This is a genomic window from Polyangium sp. 15x6 (assembly GCF_029960785.1).
GTDB lineage: Bacteria > Myxococcota_A > Polyangia > Polyangiales > Polyangiaceae > Polyangium.
Genome location: NZ_JASBQE010000147.1, coordinates 1 through 22,952, shown reverse-complemented (window position 1 = coordinate 22,952; position 22,952 = coordinate 1). Strand labels below are relative to the sequence as shown.

Annotated in this window: 21 protein-coding genes; 16 read left to right on the top strand and 5 right to left on the bottom strand. The window is 69.4% G+C overall.

Annotated elements, in window-relative coordinates:
• The 10 genes from QHF83_RS49330 to QHF83_RS49285 all read left to right on the top strand — a co-directional run.
• The coding region (locus QHF83_RS49330; protein WP_282425129.1) for a HEAT repeat domain-containing protein at positions 1 to 1,318 on the top strand (1,318 nt) is incomplete at its 5' end.
• Positions 1,315 to 1,587 carry an exodeoxyribonuclease VII small subunit gene (xseB, locus tag QHF83_RS49325; RefSeq protein ID WP_282425128.1) on the top strand — a complete coding sequence of 91 codons (273 nt, stop codon included), beginning with the start codon at positions 1,315 to 1,317 and terminating at the stop codon, positions 1,585 to 1,587. The genes QHF83_RS49330 and xseB, both read left to right, overlap by 4 nt.
• A gap of 10 nt (positions 1,588 to 1,597) precedes the next feature.
• Entirely contained in the window at positions 1,598 to 2,326 is a 729-nt protein-coding gene (locus QHF83_RS49320) for a molybdopterin-binding protein (protein ID WP_282425127.1), read from the top strand.
• A gap of 100 nt (positions 2,327 to 2,426) precedes the next feature.
• Entirely contained in the window at positions 2,427 to 4,286 is a 1,860-nt protein-coding gene (locus QHF83_RS49315) for an FAD-binding oxidoreductase (protein ID WP_348980535.1), read from the top strand.
• Between the two features lie 370 nt (positions 4,287 to 4,656).
• The gene (locus tag QHF83_RS49310) at positions 4,657 to 5,427 is read left to right on the top strand and encodes a hypothetical protein (protein WP_282425125.1); all 771 of its coding nucleotides are present in this window, start codon (positions 4,657 to 4,659) and stop codon (positions 5,425 to 5,427) included.
• Between the two features lie 130 nt (positions 5,428 to 5,557).
• Complete coding sequence (radC, locus tag QHF83_RS49305; protein ID WP_282425124.1) at positions 5,558 to 6,262, top strand: DNA repair protein RadC; 705 nt, start codon at positions 5,558 to 5,560, stop codon at positions 6,260 to 6,262.
• 112 nt (positions 6,263 to 6,374) lie between these two features.
• A complete protein-coding gene (locus tag QHF83_RS49300) occupies positions 6,375 to 7,946 on the top strand; it encodes an aldehyde dehydrogenase family protein (RefSeq protein WP_282425123.1) in 1,572 nt (523 codons plus the stop codon).
• Between the two features lie 2 nt (positions 7,947 to 7,948).
• Positions 7,949 to 9,292, top strand: a complete 1,344-nt coding sequence (locus tag QHF83_RS49295) for a PQQ-binding-like beta-propeller repeat protein (protein ID WP_282425122.1) — start codon at positions 7,949 to 7,951, stop codon at positions 9,290 to 9,292.
• Between the two features lie 170 nt (positions 9,293 to 9,462).
• Positions 9,463 to 10,890 carry a PPC domain-containing protein gene (locus tag QHF83_RS49290; RefSeq protein WP_282425121.1) on the top strand — a complete coding sequence of 476 codons (1,428 nt, stop codon included), beginning with the start codon at positions 9,463 to 9,465 and terminating at the stop codon, positions 10,888 to 10,890.
• Between the two features lie 67 nt (positions 10,891 to 10,957).
• Positions 10,958 to 11,449 carry a hypothetical protein gene (locus tag QHF83_RS49285; RefSeq protein ID WP_282425120.1) on the top strand — a complete coding sequence of 164 codons (492 nt, stop codon included), beginning with the start codon at positions 10,958 to 10,960 and terminating at the stop codon, positions 11,447 to 11,449.
• Between the two features lies 1 nt (position 11,450).
• On the opposite strand, the gene QHF83_RS49280 is transcribed toward QHF83_RS49285, so the two are convergent.
• Both QHF83_RS49280 and ppk2 read right to left on the bottom strand, forming a co-directional pair.
• The gene (locus QHF83_RS49280; protein ID WP_282425119.1) at positions 11,451 to 11,894 is read right to left on the bottom strand and encodes a hypothetical protein; all 444 of its coding nucleotides are present in this window, start codon (positions 11,892 to 11,894) and stop codon (positions 11,451 to 11,453) included.
• Positions 11,895 to 12,639: 745 nt separating this feature from the next.
• Positions 12,640 to 13,494, bottom strand: a complete 855-nt coding sequence (ppk2, locus tag QHF83_RS49275) for a polyphosphate kinase 2 (protein WP_348980536.1) — start codon at positions 13,492 to 13,494, stop codon at positions 12,640 to 12,642.
• 212 nt (positions 13,495 to 13,706) lie between these two features.
• Between ppk2 and QHF83_RS49270 the strand changes: the two genes are divergently transcribed.
• Both QHF83_RS49270 and QHF83_RS49265 read left to right on the top strand, forming a co-directional pair.
• Positions 13,707 to 14,093, top strand: a complete 387-nt coding sequence (locus QHF83_RS49270) for a hypothetical protein (RefSeq protein ID WP_282425117.1) — start codon at positions 13,707 to 13,709, stop codon at positions 14,091 to 14,093.
• A gap of 103 nt (positions 14,094 to 14,196) precedes the next feature.
• The gene (locus QHF83_RS49265; RefSeq protein ID WP_282425116.1) at positions 14,197 to 16,422 is read left to right on the top strand and encodes an ATP-binding protein; all 2,226 of its coding nucleotides are present in this window, start codon (positions 14,197 to 14,199) and stop codon (positions 16,420 to 16,422) included.
• On the opposite strand, the gene QHF83_RS49260 is transcribed toward QHF83_RS49265, so the two are convergent.
• The gene (locus tag QHF83_RS49260) at positions 16,385 to 18,058 is read right to left on the bottom strand and encodes an IgGFc-binding protein (protein ID WP_282425115.1); all 1,674 of its coding nucleotides are present in this window, start codon (positions 18,056 to 18,058) and stop codon (positions 16,385 to 16,387) included. The genes QHF83_RS49265 and QHF83_RS49260 overlap by 38 nt on opposite strands.
• Before the next feature lie 117 nt (positions 18,059 to 18,175).
• Here QHF83_RS49260 and QHF83_RS49255 point away from each other — a divergent pair, with 117 nt between their 5' ends.
• On the top strand, positions 18,176 to 19,930 hold the full coding sequence (locus QHF83_RS49255; protein ID WP_282425114.1) for a C25 family cysteine peptidase: 1,755 nt from the start codon (positions 18,176 to 18,178) through the stop codon (positions 19,928 to 19,930).
• Here the strand turns inward: QHF83_RS49255 and QHF83_RS49250 are convergent.
• Entirely contained in the window at positions 19,911 to 20,717 is an 807-nt protein-coding gene (locus QHF83_RS49250; protein ID WP_282425113.1) for a hypothetical protein, read from the bottom strand. The two genes, QHF83_RS49255 and QHF83_RS49250, sit on opposite strands and share 20 nt — an antisense overlap.
• Positions 20,718 to 20,837: 120 nt before the next feature.
• The gene (locus tag QHF83_RS49245; protein ID WP_282425112.1) at positions 20,838 to 21,644 is read right to left on the bottom strand and encodes a CPBP family glutamic-type intramembrane protease; all 807 of its coding nucleotides are present in this window, start codon (positions 21,642 to 21,644) and stop codon (positions 20,838 to 20,840) included.
• A gap of 164 nt (positions 21,645 to 21,808) precedes the next feature.
• On the opposite strand from QHF83_RS49245, the gene QHF83_RS49240 reads away from it, so the two are divergent.
• The 3 genes from QHF83_RS49240 to QHF83_RS49230 form a co-directional block, all read left to right on the top strand.
• Entirely contained in the window at positions 21,809 to 22,204 is a 396-nt protein-coding gene (locus QHF83_RS49240) for a polymer-forming cytoskeletal protein (RefSeq protein WP_272418380.1), read from the top strand.
• 57 nt (positions 22,205 to 22,261) lie between these two features.
• Entirely contained in the window at positions 22,262 to 22,576 is a 315-nt protein-coding gene (locus QHF83_RS49235) for a polymer-forming cytoskeletal protein (protein ID WP_282425111.1), read from the top strand.
• 4 nt (positions 22,577 to 22,580) lie between these two features.
• Positions 22,581 to 22,952, top strand: a 372-nt coding sequence (locus QHF83_RS49230; protein WP_282425110.1) for a polymer-forming cytoskeletal protein, incomplete at its 3' end; no start/stop codon positions are given.

Below are 22,952 nucleotides of genomic sequence, written 5' to 3'. Positions count from 1 at the left end.
CGCGGCCGAGGCCATCGCGGCGCTGCTCGCGGCAGGCCCGACGCGCGTCGACGGCGTGCGCCTCGCGCTCACGGCGCCCTCGCCGGCCCTCGTCAAACCGCTCGTCGCGGCGCTCGAAGCGCTCGACGGCGACGATCGGGAGCGAGCCATCGCGGCGATCGGCCGCGCGGGCGGGCCGGAGGCCGCGGCGGCGCTGCTCGCGCAGCTCGGCAAGCCCGAGCATGCGACGGCCGCGGCGTTCGCGCTTGCGCGCATGCCGGGCAAGGAGGCGCGCGCGGCCCTCGAGCGGGCGCTCGGGAGCACGTCGGCGAAGAAAGGCGCACCGCGCCGGTTGATCACACGCGCGGCGCTCGTTCGCGCGCTCGTGCTCGGGGACGAGCCGAGCGGCCTCGGGGAAGCGCTCGACGCGATGGCGAACGAGAAGGATCCGGCCGACCGCGCCGTGAGCGTCTTCGGCCGGGTTGCAACAGGCCGCGCGAGCGTGCGCGCCGCGCTCGACGCGGCTTGCCCCGAGAAACGCCCGTGCGACGTGGCGATCGTCGCCGCCGTGGCGCGCGCCTCGCTCGCGCGCGCGTCCAGCGGCAAGGACGAGGCGCCGGCGGAGCTCTCGCGCGTGCTCGGCGCGAAGGCGGCGGGCAAGGGGGACGCGCCTTCGGCGATCGAGGTCGCGGCGGGCGTCGCGCTCCTCGCCGATCCGAGCGGCGCGGGCCTGCCGACAGCGCTGCTCGCGCGGTGGGCCGAAGGGGAGAGCCCGCTCGCGCCCCTTGCCGCGCGCGCTTTGCCGAGCCGCGACGACGAGGCCATCCGCGCTCGCATCAAGCGCCTGCTCGCGGGCACCGACCCGGTCATCCGCGCGCACACGGCGCTCGGCCTCGCGCTCGACCCCGAGCCGGACGCGGCGTCGCTGCTCGGAAATGCTTACCGCTTCGAGGAGGATCCGACCGTGCGCCGCGCCGTCGTGCGCGCTCTCTCCGCGCGGCGCGAGCCTTTGCGCGTGGCCACGCTCGAGCTCGCGCGTGACCTCGATCCGGACGACCAGGTCCGTGCTCTCGCGCGCGCGGCTTTGTCCGGCCGCACGCTCCTGCCGACGCTGGCCGTGACGGGCGGCCCGGTCGCGTGGATCTCGCTCGTGGCGAACGCGCCTTCGGCGCTCCCCTCGATCCAGGGACGCGCGGCGCGGCTCGTCCGCTCCGACGGCGTGGCCGTGCCGATCGTGGCGGATCCGGACGGCGTGGTGCTCGTCCCGGGCCTGCCGGACGGCCCGGCCGCGCTCACGCTTGCGCCCGAGGCCATCCCGGGGGACGCTGGGTCGCCATGAGCCAAGAGACGGCTTCGATGACCAAGCCTGCCGGACCGGAGCAGGTGTCTGCGCTCTCGTTCGAGGAGTCGACGCGGAGGCTCTCCGCGATCGTGGAGGAGCTCGAAGGCGGGGAGCTCCCGCTCGAGCGCTCGCTCGCGCTCTTCGAGGAGGGCGTGCGCCTCGCGCGGGCGGCGAAGGAGCGGCTCGACCGGGCCGAGCGTCGGGTCGAGGAGCTGCTCGGCATCGACGCGCAGGGCAAGCCCATCGTGCGCGAGTTCGAGAGCTAGGAGCCATCCCGTGCGAACGGCGGCGGCGCTCATCATCGGCAACGAGCTGCTCAGCGGCAAGATCGCGGACGCGAACGTGGTCGTGCTCGCGCGCGCGCTGCGTACGCTCGGCGTGGTCCTTCGGCGCGTGGTGATGGTGCTCGACGAGGTCGACGTCATCGCCGAGGAAGTGCGGACGCTCTCGAAGACGCACGACTGGCTCTTCACCTCGGGCGGGGTGGGTCCGACGCACGACGACGTCACGATCGACGGCGTCGCGCGGGCGTTCGGCACGCACGTCGTGAGCGAGCCGTCGATGGAGGCGATGCTGCGGTCCTACTACGGCGAGAAGCTGACCGAGGGGCACCTCTTGATGGCGCGCATGCCGCACGGCGCGCGCCTCGCCGCGTCGAAGTCGATGCCGTGGCCGACGGTGGTCATGAACAACGTGTGGGTCCTGCCGGGCGTGCCGGAGATCTTCCAGGCGAAGATCCCGCTGATCACGGAGGAGCTCGGCGCGGACGTGCCGTTCGTCTCGCACGCGGTGTTCACGACGCTCGACGAGGGCACGCTCAAGCCGATGCTCGACCGCGTGGTCTCGGCGCACCCGGACGTGGAGATCGGCTCGTATCCGCGGTGGAGCGCGCTCGAATATCGGACGAAGCTGACGTTCGACGGGCGCGACGCGGACAAGGTGCGGACGGCGCGGGATGCGTTCGCGGCGAGCTTGCCGGAAGAGTCCGTCGTCAGGGTCGAGTAGGAACGTTCCCGCGGCTCGGCCCGGTCGTTCCCCTGTTGGCCGAGATCCCTCTCGCCTTTGGGCCAATTCATTCTTTCCTAGCAAAATACACTTCGAGACCATGGCACACGACAAGCGCGACAACGCACCCGGCTCGACATCTCTCCCGCCGCGCGGCGCACGAGCACCGAGCACACGCATCTTCCCGAGCCCCCCTCCCGAGACCAAGGATGAAGAGAGCCTGGATGGCTGGGGCTTTGCCGATACACGTTTCGTCGTGAAACCGAACGGCAACGTCGTGCTCACCGGCCGCCGCTACAACATCAGCAATGTCGACCTGCCGTCGCTCTTGCCGTGGATCTCGGCCACGCTCTCGGCGCCGCTCTCCTACGACAATCGCAATGAACCGCATTATCCTCCGCCCGTCCCCGAGGCCAGGGAGGCCGGCGCGCTCGTCGCCGCGCTACGTGGCTTCCTCGAGAGCGATCAGATCTCGAACGACCCTCTCGTCCGCCTGCGCCGCGGCCACGGACACACCGGCGCCGAGATCTGGGCCATCCGCTACGAGCGCCTCCCGCGCGTGCCGGATCTCGTCGTCTTTCCCACGTCGCATGACCAGGTCGTGAAAATCACGGAGGCCGCGAAGGAGCACGGCGCGTGCCTCGTTCCGTTCGGCGGCGGCACGAACGTCACCGACGCCTTGCGCCTGTCGGTCGATGAAGCGCGCGTCGTCATTGCCGTCGACATGCGACGCATGAACAAGGTCCTCTGGATCGACCCGGTCAACCGCATGGCCTGCATCGAGGCCGGCGCGACGGGCCGGCACATCGTCGCCGAGCTGGCCAAGCACGGGCTCACGATGGGGCACGAGCCCGACAGCCTCGAGTTCTCGACGCTCGGCGGGTGGATCGCGACCAACGCGAGCGGCATGAAGAAGAACCGTTATGGCAACATCGAGGACCTCGTCCTCGACATGCAGGTCGTGACGGCGCGCGGCGTCGTCGAGCGGCCGCAGGTGGCGCCGCGGGAGAGCATCGGCACCAATCCGAAGAACTTCATGTTCGGGAGCGAGGGCAACTACGGCATCATCACGACCGCCGTCGTCAAGCTCTTCCCCGTGCCCGAGGTGCAACGCTACGGCAGCGTCATCTTCCCCGACCTCGAGCGCGGGCTCGCATTCCTGTACGACCTCCAGCGCGCCGGCGCCGTGCCCGCGAGCGTGCGCGTGATGGATAACACGCAGTTTCATTTCGGTCAGGCGCTCAAGCCGAAGAAGTCGGGATTGCTGGCACATGCCAAGAGCCACGCGGAGAAGTTCCTCGTCACCCAGATCAAGGGCTTCGATCCGCACCAGCTCGCCGTCGCCACGATCGTGTTCGAAGGGACGAAAGAAGAGGTCGCGTTCCAGGAAACGACGCTTTACCGCATCGCCCAGCAGCACGGCGGCCTGAAGGCAGGCGCGGCGAACGGCGAGCGCGGCTATCAGCTCACCTTCGGCATTGCGTACATCCGAGACCTCACGTTCGAGCATTGGGCGATCGCCGAGAGCTTCGAGACCAGCGTCCCGTGGAGCCGCGCGCTGGAGCTCTACGACCGCGTCCACAAGCGCGTGCTGCGCGAGCACGAAGAGCGGCGCTTGCCAGGCAAGCCCTTCTTCACCGGGCGCATCACGCAGGTGTACCCGACGGGCGTCTGCATTTACTTCTACCTCGGCTTTTACGCCAAGGGGGTCGAAGACCCCGTGCGTCAATACGCCGAGATGGAGCACGCCGCGCGCGAGGAGATCCTGGCCGCCGGGGGCTCGCTTTCCCACCATCACGGCGTCGGCAAGATCCGGCAGGACTTCGTGAAGGACATCTACTCGGAGGGCGCGCGCGCGTTCATGCGCGACGTCAAGCAGGCCGTCGACCCGGACAACCTGTTCGGCGCAGGAAATCATGGCGTCCTCGGCGAGGTGAAGCTCGAGCGCGACGAGGGGTGACCGAGGAGGCGTCCCCCCTACGACCGGAACCTCAACGCGTATCGGTTCGGGTCCTCCCTCCCACGACCGGAACCTCAACGCGTATCGGTTCGGGTCCTCCCTCCCACGACCGGAACCTCAACGCGTATCGGTTCGGGTCCTCCCCCCCACGACCGGAACCTCAACGTGTATCGGTTCCAGTCCTCCCTCCCACGACCGGAACCTCAACGCGTATCGGTTCCGATCCTCCCCTGGACCTCCCCCACCTCGACGCCCAGCACCTTTCCAGCACCCCCGCACGTTTCCGTCATGACTACGCTAGCTCGGCGTCCGTCCCACCCTCCGCTGCACCCCACACGTCCCCCGGCTTTGCCTGGGAGGAGGAATCCGCATGTCTCGCTCGTTTTCGCCCACCCAGCTCGTCTCCTTGCCTCGCATGACCGCCGTCACCACCGCTCGCCTCCTCGCCGAGCTCCTCGAGACGGCTTCCCGTGAGCCGATGCTCCCCGCCGCCATCGCCGACGACCGCGCGACGCTCTCCGCCACGCACGAGGCCCTCCAGGTCGAGCTCGGCAAGCGCGTGGTCGCCGAGGGCGAGGCGCCGCCGGTCGTCAGCGCCGTCGATCGTGTCGAGGACAATGCGTTCGGCGCACTCTCGGACTGGCTCCTCTCCTTCAAGCGATTGCCCGTCGAGCGTCATCCCGCGGCCGCGGAGGCCGCGATGGTGCACGACACCCTCTTCGGCCAGGGCCTCGGCTTTCTGCGGCTGCGCGCCGCCGACGAGTGGCAGGAGGCCGAGACGCGGATGCGGATCATCAAGGAAAAAGGGCTCGACGTCGTGATCGAGAAGCTCGGAGGAAAACCGTTCCTCGACGAGCTCGTCTTCGCGCACACGGCATACGGCGAGGCGCTCGGGATCACGAAGCCCAAGCCCGCGTCCGATCCGCCCAGCTTGGGCAAGGTCCAAGGCGAGGCGATCGATGCCCTGCGGAGCTACGTGCTGCGCGTGGCGGCGCACGTGCGGGAGAACCAGCCCGCCACGGCGGAGCTCGCAGAGAGGCTGCTCGCGCCGCTCGCCGCGTGGAAGGGCCGGCGGTCGAAGAACCGCCGAAGCGCGCCGACGAACGATGCGGCCGCCGGGCGCGCGCCCGACGAGCGCTGACGGTCCCCCGACGCCTGGCGGCCGCCAGGCGGAATTTTCGTTCCGCCACCCCCGGGCCCTCCCCTTGCCGTGAAAACCGCGCGGTCTGGATCCTGCTCCAGCCCGGGGCATGGACGGGATGCTCGAACACGTGACGGTCAGCGAACCGCTCTTCGAACCGATGCCGCTCGAGCCCCGCGGCCCCCGCGAGCGCGCGCTCGAAGAGGGGATCTCGATGCTCTCCGACGCTGATCTGCTCGCCATCGTGCTCGGCACCGGGCACGTCGGCTGCAACGTCTTTCGCCTCGCGAATGATCTGCTCGACCGGGTCGGCGGGCTCGAGGGCCTCGGGCGCCTCGGGCCGTCGGCGATCGCCGAGATCCCCGGCGTGGGCACCGCCAAGGCCCTGCGCCTCTTGGCCGGGCTCGAGATTGGACGGCGCTCGCTCATGCGCTCGATCCGGCCGCGCCCTGCGGTGTGCAACTCCGCCGCCGTGGCTGCGTGGTTCACGAGCCGCCTCGCCTGGCGCGAGTACGAGGAGCTCTGGGTGATCTCGCTCGACGGCCGCAACTGTCTGCGCAGCGCGCGCCGCGTCGCCCAGGGCGGCGTGCACGGGCTCGGCATCACCTCGCGCGACGTCCTGCGCGTCGCCCTCCAGGACACCGCCGCGGCGATGATCCTCGTGCACAACCACCCGAGCGGCGACGCCATGCCCTCGGACGCCGACGTGGCCATGACCCGCAAGGTCGCCGAGGCCAGCGACGCCGTGGGGCTGCCTCTGCTCGACCACGTGATCGTCTCGAGCACGGGCGACTACCGCTCGATGCTGGACCTCGGGATCCTGCCCTTCGAATGATCCGCCGTGCTCGCACGGTCGCTCTCGGAGGGGACCGTGGGGGCACCAAGGTTCGCCGAGATCTTCCCTTTCGTCCCGGGATCATCGGACACTCGCGCGTGGAGCTCCCCTGATGCACGAACTGCTCTCCCGGCTCGGCCTATCTCGCGACGAGAATTTCGGCGGTTTCGACGGCGAGCACTGGCTCGGCGAAGGCAAGCCCATCGACGTGATCACCCCGATCGACGGATCGCGGATCGCCTCCGTGCGCCCGATCCACCGCGACGCGTACGAGCACATCGTCGCCCGCGCCGAGACCGCCTTCCGCGCGTGGCGCGAGGTGCCGGCGCCGAAGCGCGGCGAGGTCGTGCGCAGGCTCGGCGACGCCCTGCGCGCCCGCAAGAAGGACCTCGGCGCCCTCGTCACCCTGGAGATGGGCAAGATCACGGCCGAGGGCGAGGGCGAGGTGCAGGAGATGATCGACGTCTGCGATTTCGCCTGCGGCCTGTCGCGCCAGCTCCACGGCCTCACCATGCACAGCGAGCGGCCGCGCCATCGCATGTACGAGCAATGGCATCCGCTCGGCGTCATCGGCGTGATCACCGCCTTCAATTTCCCCGTCGCCGTGTGGAGCTGGAATGCAGCGATCGCGGCCGTCTGCGGCGATACCACGGTCTGGAAGCCCTCGCCGAAGACCCCGCTCACGGCCATCGCCACGACGAACATCGCGGCGCGCGTCTGCCGCGAGAGCGGCGTCGACCCGGCCATCTTCTCCCTCGCCTTCGGCAGCGTCGACGACGTCGGAGAGTCCATGCTCGCCGATGCACGGCTCCCGCTCGTCTCGGCCACGGGCAGCACCCGCATGGGCCGGCGCGTCGCCGAGGTCGTCGGCCGGCGCCTCGGCCGCAGCTTGCTGGAGCTCGGCGGCAACAATGCGATCATCGTGACGAGCCACGCCGACCTCGACCTCGCCACGCGGGCCCTTCTTTTCGGCGCGGTCGGCACCGCCGGGCAACGTTGCACCTCGACCCGGCGCATCCTCGTGCACCGCTCGGTCCGGGACGAGCTCGTCGCGCGGCTCGTTCGAGCTTACGCCTCGATCAGGATCGGCGATCCACGCGAGCCCGGGACGCTCATGGGGCCCCTCGTCAGCCACGACGCCGTCGCCGCCATGCAATCGGCCCTCGCGCGGCTGAAAGAGGAGGGCGGCGAGGTGCTCCACGGCGGCGCGCTGCTCGAGGGCCCCGCGTTCCCCGGCGGGCATTACGTCGAGCCTTGCATCGCCGCGGCGAAAAACGGCTATCGCATCGTGCAGGAGGAGACGTTCGCGCCGATCCTCTACGTCATCGAATACGGCGGCGCCTCGCGGCCGCCGGATCACGCGACGCTCATGCGCGAGATGCGCGAGGCGATCGCGCTCCACAACGCCGTGCCGCAAGGCCTCTCCGGCTCGATCTTCACGCACCACCTCATCGAGGCCGAGGCCTTCCTCGCCCACGCCGGCAGCGATTGCGGCATCGCGAACGTCAACATCGGCACGAGCGGCGCGGAGATCGGCGGCGCGTTCGGCGGAGAAAAAGACACGGGCGGCGGACGCGAGAGCGGCTCCGATGCCTGGAAAGCCTACATGCGTCGACAGACCAATACCCTCAACTGGGGCATGGACCTGCCCCTGTCGCAGGGAATCGCCTTCGGAGAGCCCTGAGCATGCTGCGCCTGCCCCTCACCGAACCGGAGCTGCTCTTTTCGAGCCAGGCTCCGCGCCCCTGGTCGGGCTTTCTGGAGCGGCCGGTCGTGACCGAGGAGGGCGTCCTCCTCGCGGGCGACGACGCCTCCGCCGTCTGCGTCGACAGCGCGACCGGACGCGCCATTTACACCCTCCACGTGCCGCTCGAGACCACCGACGCCTACACGGGGCTGCCACTGCCCTGGAACGACGGCCGCGCGCTCGTGCCGGTCTACCAGAAAGACGCCTCGCTCAAGGTCTACGACGTCAGCCCCGCCGGGGCCATCGGCCTCGTCGATTCGCCCGGCGCCGAGGAGGAGGCCCGCGGCAACGACATGCGCATCCTCGCCCACGACGCGGGCTGCAAGCTCTTCTTGATGCCCCTCGCCCGCGCGGCCGACGACCATTACCTGGTCTCGTGGCTTTACCGCCAGGTCCGGTTTTACCGCACCGAATGCCGCTCCTTCACGCGAGGCCTTCGCTGGGGCAGCGAGGAGGCCATGCTCGCCACCACCGCGGACGTCGTGCTCGGCGTGACCGCGCCCGTGCGCGGGAAGGACGATCGGGGGACGCTCGTCGCGCGAGCGGCCAAGGACGGCGAGGTCCTCTGGTCGCTCGGCGCGCGCAGCCGTACCGTCGCCGGGGCCGGCGCGGGCATGTTTTTCGTTCTGGATCGATCGGCCCGCGTGGCCGAGGACGCCGCGCGCAAGATCGCCTGCGATGAGGAGCTGCTCGAGGCGCTCGCCGAGGAGCCGGCGCTCATGGGCGAGGCCCTCCAATCGCTCCTCCGCAACTTGCTCGCGCAGCGCCCCGTCCGCGCGCCCTCGCGGATCGCCGCGCTCGACGCCGCGACGGGGATCGTCCGCTGGGAGGCGCAGGTGCCCGGAGACGTCGTCTCGATGGGCGGGCCGGGCGGGGGCGTGCTCGCGGCCGTGGGCGTCGAGGGCACGGCCGCGCATCTGTATCGGTTCGACGCCGAGACCGGCGCGCCGCGGGGCGCCTCATCGCTCGGCGCGGGCTGGCCCGGCTCGCCGTTCGATCCCCGGAGCGGGCGCCTCTCGTTCGAGCTCTGGTCGACCGAAATGCCCGCGATCGTCGCCGTCGACGAGCACGCCATTGCCTGGTCGAGCCCCGAGGCCCTTTTCGTCGAGCGCCTCGACGAGCCGTTCACCCGTCTCTGGCGGTGGACCTTGCCGGCCCCTTGCCGCGCCTTCCGCCCCCGGGTCCTCGACCGCGTGCTGAACGAGCCGGCCATCAGCGTGGGCGATGGCCGCCTCTACCTCCGCGACGGCTGGAGCCTCTGGGGCATTGGCGAGCGTCGGTAGCGCTGCCGACGTTCTTGCGTGTTTCACGCGGCGAGCTTTGCGAGGAGGCCGGAAAGTCGGCCAATGCTCCCATTTATTCGCGGGGAAACGCTCGTTCCAGCTTGATCGGGCTGCACGCTCGAATCACGTTCGGCTCCATCCGGGGGGAACTTCAAACGGATGGAAGACAAATGATTGCACGCCGTGAATGGTCTTACTTCGTCGTCATGGCCCTCGCCGCCGTGACGTATGGTTGTCAGGGAGAACAGGGCGAGACCGGAATCGACGACGCGGCGGATCCGACCGCGTCCGAGGCCGAAACGTCGGCCGACTCCGAGGGGGCCGAGCCCGCCGAGGTGACCGACGAGGCGATCCTCTCCGCCGGGGGCTACCAGCCCGAGGCGCCGGGCGCCGTGCGGGCTGGCAGCGTGGATCTCGAGCCGAACGATGCCAGCGCGACCGCCCAGCAAGCGCCGCTCGGCGTCACGACGAACCTCTCCATCACCAAGGGGGATGAAGACTGGTATCGTGTCGTCGTGCCTGCGCGCACCATCGCGCGCGTCGGCATCGAGATGAATCACGCCGCCGGGGATCTGGATCTCGTGGCCTACGATGCGCAGGGGAACCTGCTCGGCTCCCGCAACGGCGCCGAGTACCCCTACACGTGGCGCGGCCAGGAGACGAACACCGAATTTTATGGCTTCTATTCCGAGGACGGCAGCTCGGTGTATTACGTCCGCGTCCTCGGGCACGCGGGCGCGACGAATACGTACAACCTGCACGTCAATCATTACTCTTACGTGGACGGCCAGACCTGCACGGGTTCCGGTTTTTCCCTCGCCGATTGCGAGGGGCGCGGCAGCGGCGGCAGCGGCCTGATCCCGTTCCCCTTCCCGGATCCTTCCGACTCCGTCGTCGGGGACGGTTACGACTTCGCTTCGTATTCGAATTATCGCTTCGCCCGGCGCGAGCTCGTCATGCTCGTGCGCCACGCCCTCGCGGAGACGCGCAAGGCCTTCCCGGGCACGAAGCCCCTCTCGCTCATCGACATCTGCCAGATGGACGGCGTCACGCCCGGCTACGACATCGGCGACCCGCGCCATCCGCAGAGCACGCATGATCAGGGCGGCAACATCGACATCGCGTACTTCCAGACCGACGGCTCGAACGACGCCGAGATCGTGTGCAACGACGGCGCGAACCACGCCGACGGGTATTGCACGGCCGCCGCGGCGCAGAAGCACATCGTCGATCTGCCCCGCCAGGCCTTCTTCATGGCCAAGCTCTTCGCTTCGCCGCGCACGCGCGTGATCGGCACGGACACGGTCCTCGCGCCCCTGCTCCGCCAGACCGCGCAAGCGCTCGCCGCGCTCCCCGCCGGGGATCGCCGGAAGATCAGCCAGTCCGAGCTCGGCTCGTTCTCGAGCCGGCTCGCGTATGGCTCGGGGTGGCCGTACCACCACCACCACATTCACCTCAGCTTGCAATGGCTGCCGCAGGGGAGCAGCGCGCGTGGTGGGGAGTCGACGCCGCTCTCGGCGCCGGCGCCGTTCCACTCGATCCAGGCGCCCGGCGAGTCCGTCGATTCGCTCGACATGGCCTGGCCGCCGCGCCCCTGAGGCGGCTCGGATCGCAGAGGCGCGGCGAGGGCTTTTCTTTCGCCCGCGCCTCTGCGATCGTCCTTTCATGACGGATGCCCGCATCCCGCTCACCGCCGAGGACCGCGTCCTGGTCTCGACCCAGCTCGCGAGTCGGCGTTCGGTGGCGAACCGGTTCGCGACCATCGTAGCGATCGCGACCGCCGTGTTCCTCCTGAAACTGGTCGTGAGCGTGCGCGGGGACAATGGGCCCGCGCTCGCCGGCCTCGGGATCGCCTTCCTGATCACGATCGGCCTGCTCGTCTGGTTTTTGGGCTATCGCCTCGTGTCCCGCATCCAAGCGGACCTCGCCGCGGGCGAGAAGCAGGCGATCACCGGCAAGATCGAGGACATTTCGAGCGTCGGCAATGCGTACGGCGAGACGATCACGTACGTCACCGTGGGCGGCGAGAAGTTCGTGACGCGCGGCCGGTTCTTCGACCCATGCCGCGGCGGCGAGCCTGTCGTGCTGGAGATTTTGCCCCGCTCGCGCGTGGCCATCCGGGGCCGCCTGCTCGAAGCCGAGGGCGCGTCGACCTGATTCAGGACGTCTGCTGGTCGTCGCCGCCGAGCTTCTTCCACTTCGCGAGGTCACGCGCGCCCGCGACGTTCTTGTACCCGAGGAAGCAGAGCGCGCCCGAGACCAGGAGGGAGCCCAGCGCCGTCGGGTGAAAATTCTCCACGCCCGTGACGATCGCGGGCAGGCCCGTCAGCGCGCCCATCGCGATCGACGTCGCGCCCCAGCCGAGGCTCGGCTTGCCGCGCCCGAGGTGCACGAGGTTCTTCACGATGACGAAGATCATCGCGCCCCAGACGACGAGGTGCACGACGACGAGGACGATGGCGAGGACGATGAGGCCCTCGAAGAGCCGCTCGAGCTCCTGGTTGTTGCACCCCGGCAAGAGGGCCATCGAGGCCACGAGGGCGGCGAGGACGGCAGCGCGGCGGGGGTACGAGGAGCCTTCGTGCTTGGTACTTGGGATCATGTTCGTTTGCGTCTCCCACCGAGCAAGAACCGCTCCCGCGACGAACGTGCCCTTTTCCGCGGCTTTTGAGGCTCGCGAGGCTCGAAAGGCGCAGGACCTTGCGCGATCGCCGCGATACGCGCTTCGCACGCGTCGCGTCGTTTACCCAGACAACCCGCGTCCAACGCGCTGCGCGATGCGGTGCTTTGGATCACGATTCTGACGCGAAGGCAAAAAAAGAGCGCCTACTCGACGGCGGGGGGGGGGACCGGAGCAGGCGCTCGCGTAGAGATAGAGCAACCTCTGGGCCAGGCACTTCCTGACCTGATTTCGAGGGGTTAACGAAGCTAGGCCCGCCCGGCCCTTCAAGCCTGCAACCACGAGCCGACAACCATGCAGGACCGGAGCCGGCTGCGGGCGACCACGAGGCGCACGCGAGGGCCTGCCCGACCCGCGCATCGGGCGGCTCAGGCAGATTGGCGGCTGCGGCACGGACGGAGGCGTGAGCGGACGGCCGGGAAGGGCGTCCACGGGCTCACGCTGCGGCGTCTCGGCTGGCAGCGGACAAAAAAAGAGCGCCTACTCGACGGCGGGGGGGGGGACCGGAGCAGGCGCTCGCGTAGAGATAGAGCAAGCGCTGGGCCAGGTACTTCCAGACGTGATTTCGCTACGTTGGCGTTCAGGCGGTCCCCTCGACATCGCATCGGTGAAATTCCCGATGACGAACCTGCAGGAGGCGTAGGTAGTCGGCCCTACGGATGCGGGATCAGTCGACCTTGGGGGCGGCGCGGTGGAAGCGCATCACAACGTTCGGATCGGGCAGGAGCGAGACGCCCGCGTCCTTCTTGCCCGTGTACGCGAGGATCGACAGCACGTACCGGATGCTCTCGAGCCGCGCCTTCCGCTTGTTGTTGGCCTGCACGATGATCCACGGGCTGAAGCTCGTGTGCGTCCGGCCAAACATCATCTCCTTGTACCGCGTGTAGCTGTCCCAGAGCGCCTCGGCTTTCCCGTCGAGGGGAGAGAGCTTCCATTGCTTGAGCGGGTTCTTCCGCCGCGCCTCGATGCGCGCGCTCTGAATCCCCTTCGAGATCGAGAACCAGAACTTCACGAGCACCACGCCGTCCTCGACGAGCATGTGCTCGAACTCCGGCACCTGGCGCATGAAGCGCTCGTATTGCTCCTGCGTGCAGAAGCCGTTCACGGGCTCGACGACGGCGCGGTTGTACCAGCTCCGATCGAAGAACACGATCTCGCCGCGGTTCGGGAGCTGGCGCATGTAGCGCTGGAAATACCATTGCCCCGCCTCCTCGTCCGTCGGCTTGGGCAGCGCCACCACGCGCATCGCCCGGGGGTTCAGGTACTCCGTGAAGCGCCTGATCGTGCCGCCTTTGCCCGCCGCGTCGCGCCCCTCGAACACGACCGCGATCCGCTTGCCCTCCTCCTGCACCCAGCGCTGCATCTTCACGAGCTCGACCTGGAGCTTCTCCAGCTCGTTCTCGTACTCGACGGCCGCCCGGATGCGTCGGACGTCCACGCTCTTCGAGCGCAAAAGCTGGATGAATTCGCGTGACGAGTGCAAGTCGGAGAGCTCTTCGAGCGAAAGGACGGACTCCGGCATGGTCGCCGGCGGCAGCTCGCAGAGCGCCTGCGTCAGGGGCTCGATCTCGCACGACACCCCGGGCGGATGACCCCGCACGCCATCCTGCTCCCCGCGCGCCTCTTGGCCGTCACCATTGCCGTCGTCCCGCCTGACCTCGCTGCTCCGTTCGAGCGACATGCGCACCTCGACTCGCCTTGGTAGTCGTGGTGGCAAATGCTACCCATCGAAAGGTGAGCTGGCGCGTCGTCTTGTTCAATTTCGACGGTCACCCGCCGCCGAGCGAGCTCGGGCGAAGCTTTCGACCGAGGCCCATGGGCCCGCCTGCCTATGTGCGTTCGTCGATCTCGGAGCTGCTTTGCGATGTCGACTGGTCGGATCCGTCCCGGGCTATCTTCGACGAGGGCGAATACACGATGTGGCTCGCCTTGCCGGCCGGAGACGTCGTCGAGCGCGTCGAGGTCGAGGTCGTGGGCGGGGGCAACCCCGTGCCCGTGCTCTCGCACCTTTGTCAGGTCAACGGGTGGTTCGCGTACGACGTCGGCGAGCGCGTCTTTCTCGATCCCGAAGAGCCGCGGGCGAGCGGCTGGGAAGCGAGCTTGCGCGTGCCAAAGGACTGACGCGAGGGAGTGCTGGAACGCGGCGCCGTCGAGATGAATCGCCGCCGCCCGCGCGCCTGCTTGACGCCGCGTCGAAATGCAATGACCCTGGGATCGGCCCCCCATGTCGGATGAGGACCCGCGAGCCCGGCTCGAATCGCTGGAGCGCGAGATCGAGCACCTGCGCCGGGAGAACCAGCGATTGCTGGAGGTGCAACGCGGAGAATCCTCCGTTTCGGACGGATGTCCCCCGCCGAACGCCCGGAGCTTGCGCCCGATCGCGGAGGCGTTGCCGCACCTCGTATGGATTTGGGGTCCGGACGGAGTCGAATACTACAATCGTCGATTCGTGGAGTACACGGGCCGGACGCTCGAGACCGGACGGAAGGTGAGCTGGCTCGAGTGGGTTCACCCCGACGATCGGGAAAAGGCCGGGCGCACGTTCGCCCGTTGCCAGCAGACGGGCGAGATTTTCGAGTGCGAGGAGCGGGTGCGCGGGGTGGACGAGCAATACCGCTGGTTTCTCTCGCGCGCCTGGCCCCTGTTCGGCCCGGACGGGCGCCCGGAGCGATGGTTCGGCGCGCTCACGGACATCGACCAGCAAAAGCGGAGCGAAGCGGCCCTCGCGAATCTCTACGAGGCGACCGAGCGCGAGCGAAAGCGCATGGAGCGGCTGCAGGCATTCACCGCGGAGCTCTCGGCCGCGCGTACGATCCGCGAGGTGATCGACGCGACCGTGATCGAGGGGTGCGCGTCGTTCGGGGCCTCGCGCGGTGTGTTCGCGAAGGTCGTGGCCGAGCAGGGTTTTTTGGAGATCGTGCGCCTCGAGGGGTTTTCCGAGGCGATGCGCGCGGCCTGGCACGGCCGGCGTTTGCCGCTCGGCGAGCAGACACCGCTGACCGACGCGGCGCGCATGGATACCTCCGTTCGTCTCGGCAATCGCAGCGCGCTCGAGGCGCGTTATCCCGAGCTCGCGGGGCGCATTCTCGACCTCTCGGCCATGCTCGTCTTGCCAATCCGCGCCGGTGGGAGCCAGTTCGGGGTGCTCGGGCTTCTGTACGATTCTGCGGTGGAGCTCTCGGACGACGACGATCACCGCGAGATGCAGACGTTCGCGCGGCTCGCGGGGCAGGCGCTCGAGCGGGGCCAGCTCTTCGACACGGCCAAGGCCGAGATGCGGCGCGCGGAAGAGGCGAACCACGCGAAGGACCTGTTTCTCGGCATGATGAGCCACGAATTGCGCACGCCGCTCACGGCCATCCTCGGCTGGGCGACGATCCTGCGCGCGAGGATGCCGCCGCCGGAGACGCTGGCGAAGGCGCTGCAGGTGATCGAGCGGAACGCGCGGGCCCAGGCGCAGCTCATCGACGATCTGCTCGACGTGACGAAGATCCTCGCGGGATCGATACGGATCGAGGCGCAGGAGGTGGATCCGATCGCCTTGGTGGAGAAGGTGATCGACGACGTGCGGGAGGCGGCGACGGCGAAAGGCGTGGACATCATCCAGGCCCTCGACGCGGACGTCCGCTCCCTGCGCGCCGATCCGGTGCGGCTACGGCAGGTCGTGTGGAACTTGCTCTCGAATGCAGTGAAATTCACGCCGGCCGGGGGGCAGGTATTCGTGTCGCTGCTCGGCGACGACAGCCATGTCGAGCTCGCCGTGGAGGACACGGGCAAAGGCATTTCGGCGGCGTTCTTGCCGCACGTGTTCGAGCCCTTTCGCCAGGCGGACGTGGGCACGACGCGCGCGCACGGCGGGCTCGGGCTCGGGCTCGCGCTCGCGCGCCACCTCGTCGAATTGCACGGGGGCGTGATCGAGGTGACGAGCAAGGGCGAGGGAAAGGGCGCGCGTTTCGTGGTGCGGCTGCCGCGAAAGCAGGATTCGTTCGCCGTGTCGGACGGCGCGTCCTCGTTCTGGGGCCTCGGGAAAGCGCCGGGGCCGAGCCTCGAAGGTCACCGGATCCTGGTGATCGACGACGAGCCCGACGTGCTCGAAATGCTCGCCTCGTATCTGTCGAGCCGCGGCGCCACGGTCCTCGTGGCCGGCAGCGCCGCCGAGGGGCTCGGGAAAATCAAGGAATCGCGGCCGGACATCGTGGTCTGCGACATCGGCATGCCGGGGCAGGACGGGTACGGGTTCATCGAGGAGCTCCGCAGCTCGTCGCCCGCGGAGGGGAGCGCGACGCCGGTCGTCGCGCTCACGGCGTACGCGCGCCCCGAGGACCGGAGTCGCGCGATCTTGCATGGATTCGACACGCACCTGGCGAAGCCGCTCGATCCGGGCGAGCTCGCCAGCGTGATCGAGCGGCTCTCTACTTCAAAGGCGGCTGCGCGATCTCGCGCAAGTTGAGCCCGCCGGGGTATTGATAACTCGTGTACGTCCCGTACCCCATGACCTGAATGCCCACGGGCAGGCTCGCTTCGAGCACGTGCGCCCCGCCTTTTTCGTTCGAGAGCGGCACGCGCGCGATGCCGAATCCGGAGCTCAGGGGTTTCGGCTGGATGGAGAGCATCATGCCGTCGAGCGTGAGCGTCGCCGTGAGGGGCATGATCACGTCGGCGAAACTCGCGTCGTAATCGGCGGGCGCGAGGAAGACGTATTTCTTGCGGAACTGCTCGACCGCCGTGGCGAAGCTCATGGCCGGGTCGCCTTTTTGCTGGTCGACGGGCAGGTTCGGGTAGATGAGCGACGCGCCGATCTGGAACGAGACGACGCCGAACTCGTGGTCGCCGACGACCTCGAAATCCTGCTTGACCATGTCGAGCTCGACCATCTCGCCGGCCGCGAGCGTGCTCGGCGCGCCGAACGGGGCGCCGCCGGGATAGGTGAGGGTCGTGCCGTCGACATTGCCGAAGAGGCGCACCACGTGGGCGACGGGCGAGGCCGTGGGGCTCGTCGGGACGGTGACGAAATAATGTTTTCCGAGCGTCTCTGCGGGGAAGACGCTCTCTTCGAGGTGATCACAGGCCACGGCGTCGTGGGGCATGTTCGAGCAGGAAATGCCGGAGATCACCTGCACGGGCGCGGACGTGGTGACGAGTGTGCCGCTGAAATCGGAGCCCGGGCCGCCGATGACCTGCACGACGTCGCCGCGGTTCAAGGCGAGCGTCGCCGTGCCTCCGGGCGGCGTGCTCGGCACGCCCCCGCCGCCGAAGATCGAGGCCGTCGCCGAGAGCTTGATCGTTACGCCGGTATTGTCGGACAAACCCGTCACGGCGAAGTAGGGTGGAAACTCGAAATTGTTCTCCGGGTTGAGCCACGCGGGCGGGCCCATGATGCGGTAGGCGCGGGTCTGCGCGGTGCTCGGCAGGAGCAGGGAGGCATCGTTCGAGTAGGAAAAACACGGCGTATTGGGGCAGGCGTACGCGGGGCACATCGACCAGTCCTTGCCGGGAGGTCCGCCCTTCGCCGCGTATTCGAGGGCGTTGAACTGGTAGACCGTGACGGGCCGGGTCGAGACGAGATGATAGGCGCCGCCGTTCACGCGGACGGTCTGCGTCTTGATCGACGGCGTCGCGCAGAGGAACGGCGTGACCGTCGATTTCAGCTCCTCGACCCAGGGCAGATAGATCGTCGAGAGGCCGCTCGGCGCGACGTCGGCCGTGGCGATGACCTCGCTCCCCCGGCTCACCGTCACCGAGGCGGGCTCCTCGCCGGCGTTCGCCACGACGACCGCGTAATCGAAGATGCCCCACACGAGGTTGTCGACGACTGTCGGATAGAAATCGCAGCCGACGTAGCTCCGCGCTTCGGCGGCCTCGGCGCACGTCTTCGGGTCCGTGGGGGTTTCGGGGCCGCCGCCCGATCCGGCTGGATCGAAGCCCGCGGCGCCTCCGCCGCCGCCCGCGCCGTCGCTGCCGCCCGCGCCCCGGGTCGAGGTGGCGGGGTTCGTGGCGGAGCAAGCCGCGCCGAGGATCGTGAGGCCGAGGGCGAGCCCCGCGAAGGCGCGCCCGGGATGGAAATCGAAAAAGACAGGGTATTTCAAGGCCGTGCCCACCATTTCCGTGCCCGCGGGGCCGCCGCGGCCTCGAGCGGCGCACGGGGCGAGCGTACCACGACGGGCCCTTCCCGAAAGGCTGGGGTCCCAGGTAGACTGCTCGTGATGCGTGTTCGTCGTTTCGCGCTCGTCGCCCTGTTCCTCGGGCTCGCAGGCTGCGGCGCGGCCGCCCCGGGGGACCCTTCTGCGTTCCCGGGAAAGGCCGCCGCGACGAAGGGACGCGCGGACGTCGATTACCTCGCGATAGGTTCTCGTGTGCTGCTCGAGGGGATCGAGCCGCTGCTCGTGCACCGCGAGAGCCGTGGGCTCAGGGTCGCGCGTGTCGCGATCGAGGACCTCGCTCCGGCGGGCGGCAAGCCGCTGTCGCCGGAGCAGATCGCCGGGGTGATCCGGGAGACGGCGTCACGCGCGGGCAAACGCCTGCGGTTCGTCCTGCTCGTCGGGGATGCGCCGGGGTACGGGGAGTCGCTCGTGGGGGGCACGTTCGTGCCCACGTTTTACCGGCCGAAGCTCGGCTACGAGAATCACGATCACGAGGAGCACGCGTTTCTCGTGTCGCACCTCAGCGACGAGGACCGCGGCCTCTACCATTACATGGAGGAGATCTACGCGACGGACTTCCCTTACGCCCTCGCCCACGTCGATGCGCCGGGACAACCTGATTTCGCGGCCGATCGATCGCCCACGCCGCTCGCCGTGGGGCGGGTCCCCGCGCGGACGCTTTCGGACGCGATCGGATTCGCGAAGAAGGTGATCGATTACGAGACGGCGCGCCCGGAAGGCACGTGGCGCCGCAGCATCACGCTTTTCAGCGGGCCGGCGAACTTCGGCATGGTCGCCGATTTCATGATCGAACGGACGATGACGCGTCTGCTCGACGATGACGTCCCCTACGACTGGGACGTCGACCTCGTCGTCCCGCAGGCGGGCTCGCCGTATGCGTATCCCTTTCCGCTGCTCCGGGACCGGCTCGTCGAGCGGCTCGACGCGGGCGCGCTCATCGCCGGTTATGTCGGCCACGGCGCGCCGATGTTCCTGGATGACGCCCGCTTCAACGGGCGCCGATACGACATCGGCAACATGGCGGATTTCAAGCGCCTGCGCATCGGCGAGGGCAAACCGTTTTTCGTGTCGATCACCTGCAACACCGGGTTCTTCGATCTGCGCAATGGTCATCGCTCCGTCGCCGAGGCGCTCGTCATGAATCCGGAGGGCGCGATCGCCGCGCTGGCGTCGAGCCGCGAGAGCCACCCGTACCCGAATGCGCTCTACGGGCAGGCGATCGTGCAGACGTTCGTCGAGGAGCGCGCGCCGACGATCGGCGAGGGCGTCGTGACCGTGAAGCGGAGAATGCGCGAGGGCGAGGTCCCGCTCGCGCCGCTGCTCTTTCAATCGGACCCGGAGGAGCTCGCGGAGGAGCACCTCGGCCTCTACAACCTGCTCGGCGATCCGGCGACGGTGCTGCAATACCCGGCGAGCGCCAAGGTGTTGCTCGAAGGCGGCCCCGGGCCGCGCGCGCCGTCCGCCGATGTGGTCGTCTCGGTGGATACGCCGTCGATCCCGATGGGGAAAGCACTCTTCACGCTGGAGACGAAGCGCAGCGTGGTGCGGACGAAGGTCCCGGGCGAGGCGGAGCTCCAGTCGATGCCGGAGGCCGAGGCGTGGGAGGTGCTGCGAAAGACCTACGCCGCGGCCTCGGACAAGGTGATCACGCGCAAGGAAAAGGACGTCAGCGGTGGGCGCGCGGAGTTTTCCGTGAGGTTGCCGCTCGACCCGGGTGATTACGTGATCAAGGTGTTCGTCGCGGGCAGCGGGCAGGCGGCCGCAGGGCACGCGCGCGTCAAGGTGGCGAAGCCTTAGGCACGGGCGCGGCGGATCCCTCGACCTTCACGGTCAGCGCCAGGTCGCGATTGTCGATCACGCATTGCTCGGACGTGCAGACCGAGAAATACACCTTGCCGGCCACCCTCGCGTCGCCCGCGTTTTGCGGGACGAACGGTATGCGCATCACGGCGCGGCTCGCCGCGACGTTCACGCCCTCGGCCCGCACGATCGGCGTGGGATACGCGACGCCCTCGGGCGGCGCGTCGAGCTTCATCTTGTATGGATATTCTTGATTGCAGTGGAAATCGCCCTTGGGGACGAGCACCACCTCGACGAAGCCCTGCTGCCCGGCCTCGTACCCGCCCGACGATTGCATCCACAAGCTGAAGCTCTGCTCGTCCACCTTCGACGATTCCACCGGCGGCGGAGGAGGCGGCTCGGGCGGGGGCGCCGGGGCCGCCGCGACGGTGGGCGTCGGCTCGGGCGTGGCGGCGGGCGTGGGCTCGGGCGCGGGAGCGGCGGCCGGGGATTTCTTTTCGGGCTCCGCATGTGCCTGGCGGACTGCCGGTGCCTTGGCTGCTTGGGGCACCTTCGCGGCGGGGGCCGCGGGCGAGGACGCGCGCTTTTCGGCCACGGGCGGCGCTTCCTTTGCCTCGACGTTGGCCTCCGGCTGGCTCGTGGGGCGGTCCGGCTCCGCCGTGGGCTCGGCTCCGCCTTCTTTGCAGCCCGCGGCGAGGAGGACTGCCGCCGCGGCGAGCGCCCCCTGCAAAACGAGACCACGCGAGATCGACGCTGCCCGTAGGGAGCCTTCCGAGAGAGCCATATCATTCGAGGTATCCGATCCCATCGTCCGCGTAAAGCCTCGGGCTCGGATTCGGCTCGCACGATTACGACGTCCGTCTCGGAGCCTCCCTGTCGCAGTGCATTCCGTCGGACAGCGTCTCTACGCGTCCGCTTTTTCGACCGCTCTCGCCGGAAGTTTCTTCCACGCCGCGATCGCCATCCCCACCGCGACGGCCGCGGCCACGAGCGCAACCACGCCCCGCGCGCGCGGCCCGTCGCCGAGCAGCCCGCTCTTCCACGTCACGTCGACGATCCCGCCGCGCAGCCCCACGCCTGCGAGCAGGATGAAGCCCGCGTGCGCCGCGACCGACGCCCACGCGACGCCGGTGCGCGCCCAGAGCACCGCGAACAGCGCGCCCTGCGCGGCCGCGAGCACGAGCGCCTCCCACGACGCACCCGGCACGAGCGCGAGCGCAGAGGCGCCCGCGAGCACCGCGTACCCGATCCCGAAGCGCACCCCGAGCCCCGCGCGCATCGCCACCACGAGCGGCAAACCCCGGTAGAGCAGCTCGTCCCGCGTCGCCACGGCCGCCGCGCGGAGCAGGGCAAACCCGAGGGAGCTCGACGGGCTGCCCACGCCGACCGTGGCAAACCCCGCGAGCACGGCCACGAGGAGCGGCACGGCCACGAGCACGAGCGCGACGCCGAGCCCGAGCCCGATGCCACGGAGCGCGCGCGCTCGTGGCTCCTTGCCGGTGCTCGGATCCGGGTCCCAGCGCACGCCGCCACGGTACGTCCCGAGGTCCACGATGATCGCGCCGACGAGCGCGGCGACGAGCGGATTGCGACCGACGACGACCTCGGCGAGGCGCACGGCCGCCGCGGTACCGAGCAGCCACGCGGAGCCCTTGGCGATCTCGCGCAAGGCGTGGCGAGGTGCGTCGAGCCGTACGGTCGCGGAAGGCACGGGCCGCATGGTGGCATGTTTCCGCGAGGGACGCTTCGCTTGCCGCGGCGTGCGTGGCCCCGACAGACAGGCGTTGCGGGCCGGATCGCCTTGGAGTAGCTTGCGCGCGCTTTCCGCCCCGCGCGTGTTTCGCCGTGGCGGACGCGAACGTGGAGAAGAGGTCCATGGTCCGAGCGCCGGCGATGCAAGAGAACGATCTCGATACGAGCGGCTCCGTGCTCGGGCGCGGCACGCGCGTGCGTGGCCGCGTCGTGGGCGAGGGTGATCTGCGCGTGGAAGGCCACGTCGAGGGCGGCGTGAACCTCACGGGCGAGCTCTTGATCGAAGAGGGCGCCGAGGTGACCGGCGACGTCGAGGCCGCGGTCGTGACGATCGCCGGCACCCTGACCGGAGACGTCTCGGCGCGTGGTCCCGTGGCGATCCGCGCGTCGGCGAAGGTCTCGGGCAACCTCGGCGGCACCGAGGTGAGCCTCGACGAGGGCGCGGAGTTCTCCGGGCGCATCGAGGCGGATTTCGAACTGCCGGCCGAGCTCACGGAGGGCCGCGCCGGCGGTCGGTGAAGGTTTTTCCGAGGAACACGAACGTGCTGCGGCGGGCGCGGCGAGGGAGCGTGGAAGGTGGCGGGTACGATCATCGGCAGCGGCATCACGATCGAGGGTGAGATCACCTCCGACGAGGAGGTGGTCGTGGCCGGCACGGTTCGCGGCAAGCTCAGCGTCGACGGCGGCGTGACCGTCGAGGGAGGCGCGGTCGTCGAGGCGGACGTCGCGGCGGCCTCGCTCTCGGTCGGCGGCAACGTGACGGGCAACGTGAGCGCCTCGGATCGCGTCGATCTGCTCACCGGCGGGCGCCTCGTCGGCGACGTCAAGGCGGCGCGGCTGACCATCGCGGACGGTGCCTCGTTCAAGGGCAACGTCGACATGGACGTGTAAGCCGATGACCACCCCCTCGACCATCGGCCGCGGGACCACGATCCGCGGCTCCATCCGCGGCGACGGGGACCTCGACCTCCACGGCTTCGTGGAGGGAAGCGTCACCGTCCAGGGAGAGCTGCTCATCGGCGAGACGGCGCTCGTCAAGAGCGACGTCTCCGGCCGCCGCATCATCGTGCGCGGCGCCGTCGCGGGCAACGTGTCGGCGACCGAGCTCGTCGTGCTCGAGCCCGGCGCGCGCGTCGTCGGCGACATCGGCGCCCCGCAGATCGGCATCCGCCCCGGCGCGCTCGTGCGCGGCAACGTCTCGACCGGCGCCCCGCTGCCGGCCCGCGCCCCGCAGCCCGCGGCCGCCGCGCCTGCACAGGCGGCCCCG

What these genes read in the sequence shown, in the direction of transcription:
- xseB (WP_282425128.1), top strand. Translation starts at nt 1,315, where the DNA reads ATGAGCCAAGAGACGGCTTCGATGACCAAGCCTGCCGGACCGGAGCAG.
- QHF83_RS49315 (WP_348980535.1), top strand. Translation starts at nt 2,427, where the DNA reads ATGGCACACGACAAGCGCGACAACGCACCCGGCTCGACATCTCTCCCG.
- QHF83_RS49310 (WP_282425125.1), top strand. Translation starts at nt 4,657, where the DNA reads ATGTCTCGCTCGTTTTCGCCCACCCAGCTCGTCTCCTTGCCTCGCATG.
- QHF83_RS49300 (WP_282425123.1), top strand. Translation starts at nt 6,375, where the DNA reads ATGCACGAACTGCTCTCCCGGCTCGGCCTATCTCGCGACGAGAATTTC.
- QHF83_RS49295 (WP_282425122.1), top strand. Translation starts at nt 7,949, where the DNA reads ATGCTGCGCCTGCCCCTCACCGAACCGGAGCTGCTCTTTTCGAGCCAG.
- QHF83_RS49290 (WP_282425121.1), top strand. Translation starts at nt 9,463, where the DNA reads ATGATTGCACGCCGTGAATGGTCTTACTTCGTCGTCATGGCCCTCGCC.
- QHF83_RS49285 (WP_282425120.1), top strand. Translation starts at nt 10,958, where the DNA reads ATGACGGATGCCCGCATCCCGCTCACCGCCGAGGACCGCGTCCTGGTC.
- QHF83_RS49280 (WP_282425119.1), bottom strand. Translation starts at nt 11,894, where the DNA reads ATGATCCCAAGTACCAAGCACGAAGGCTCCTCGTACCCCCGCCGCGCT.
- ppk2 (WP_348980536.1), bottom strand. Translation starts at nt 13,494, where the DNA reads ATGCCGGAGTCCGTCCTTTCGCTCGAAGAGCTCTCCGACTTGCACTCG.
- QHF83_RS49265 (WP_282425116.1), top strand. Translation starts at nt 14,197, where the DNA reads ATGTCGGATGAGGACCCGCGAGCCCGGCTCGAATCGCTGGAGCGCGAG.
- QHF83_RS49255 (WP_282425114.1), top strand. Translation starts at nt 18,176, where the DNA reads ATGCGTGTTCGTCGTTTCGCGCTCGTCGCCCTGTTCCTCGGGCTCGCA.
- QHF83_RS49250 (WP_282425113.1), bottom strand. Translation starts at nt 20,717, where the DNA reads ATGGCTCTCTCGGAAGGCTCCCTACGGGCAGCGTCGATCTCGCGTGGT.
- QHF83_RS49240 (WP_272418380.1), top strand. Translation starts at nt 21,809, where the DNA reads ATGGTCCGAGCGCCGGCGATGCAAGAGAACGATCTCGATACGAGCGGC.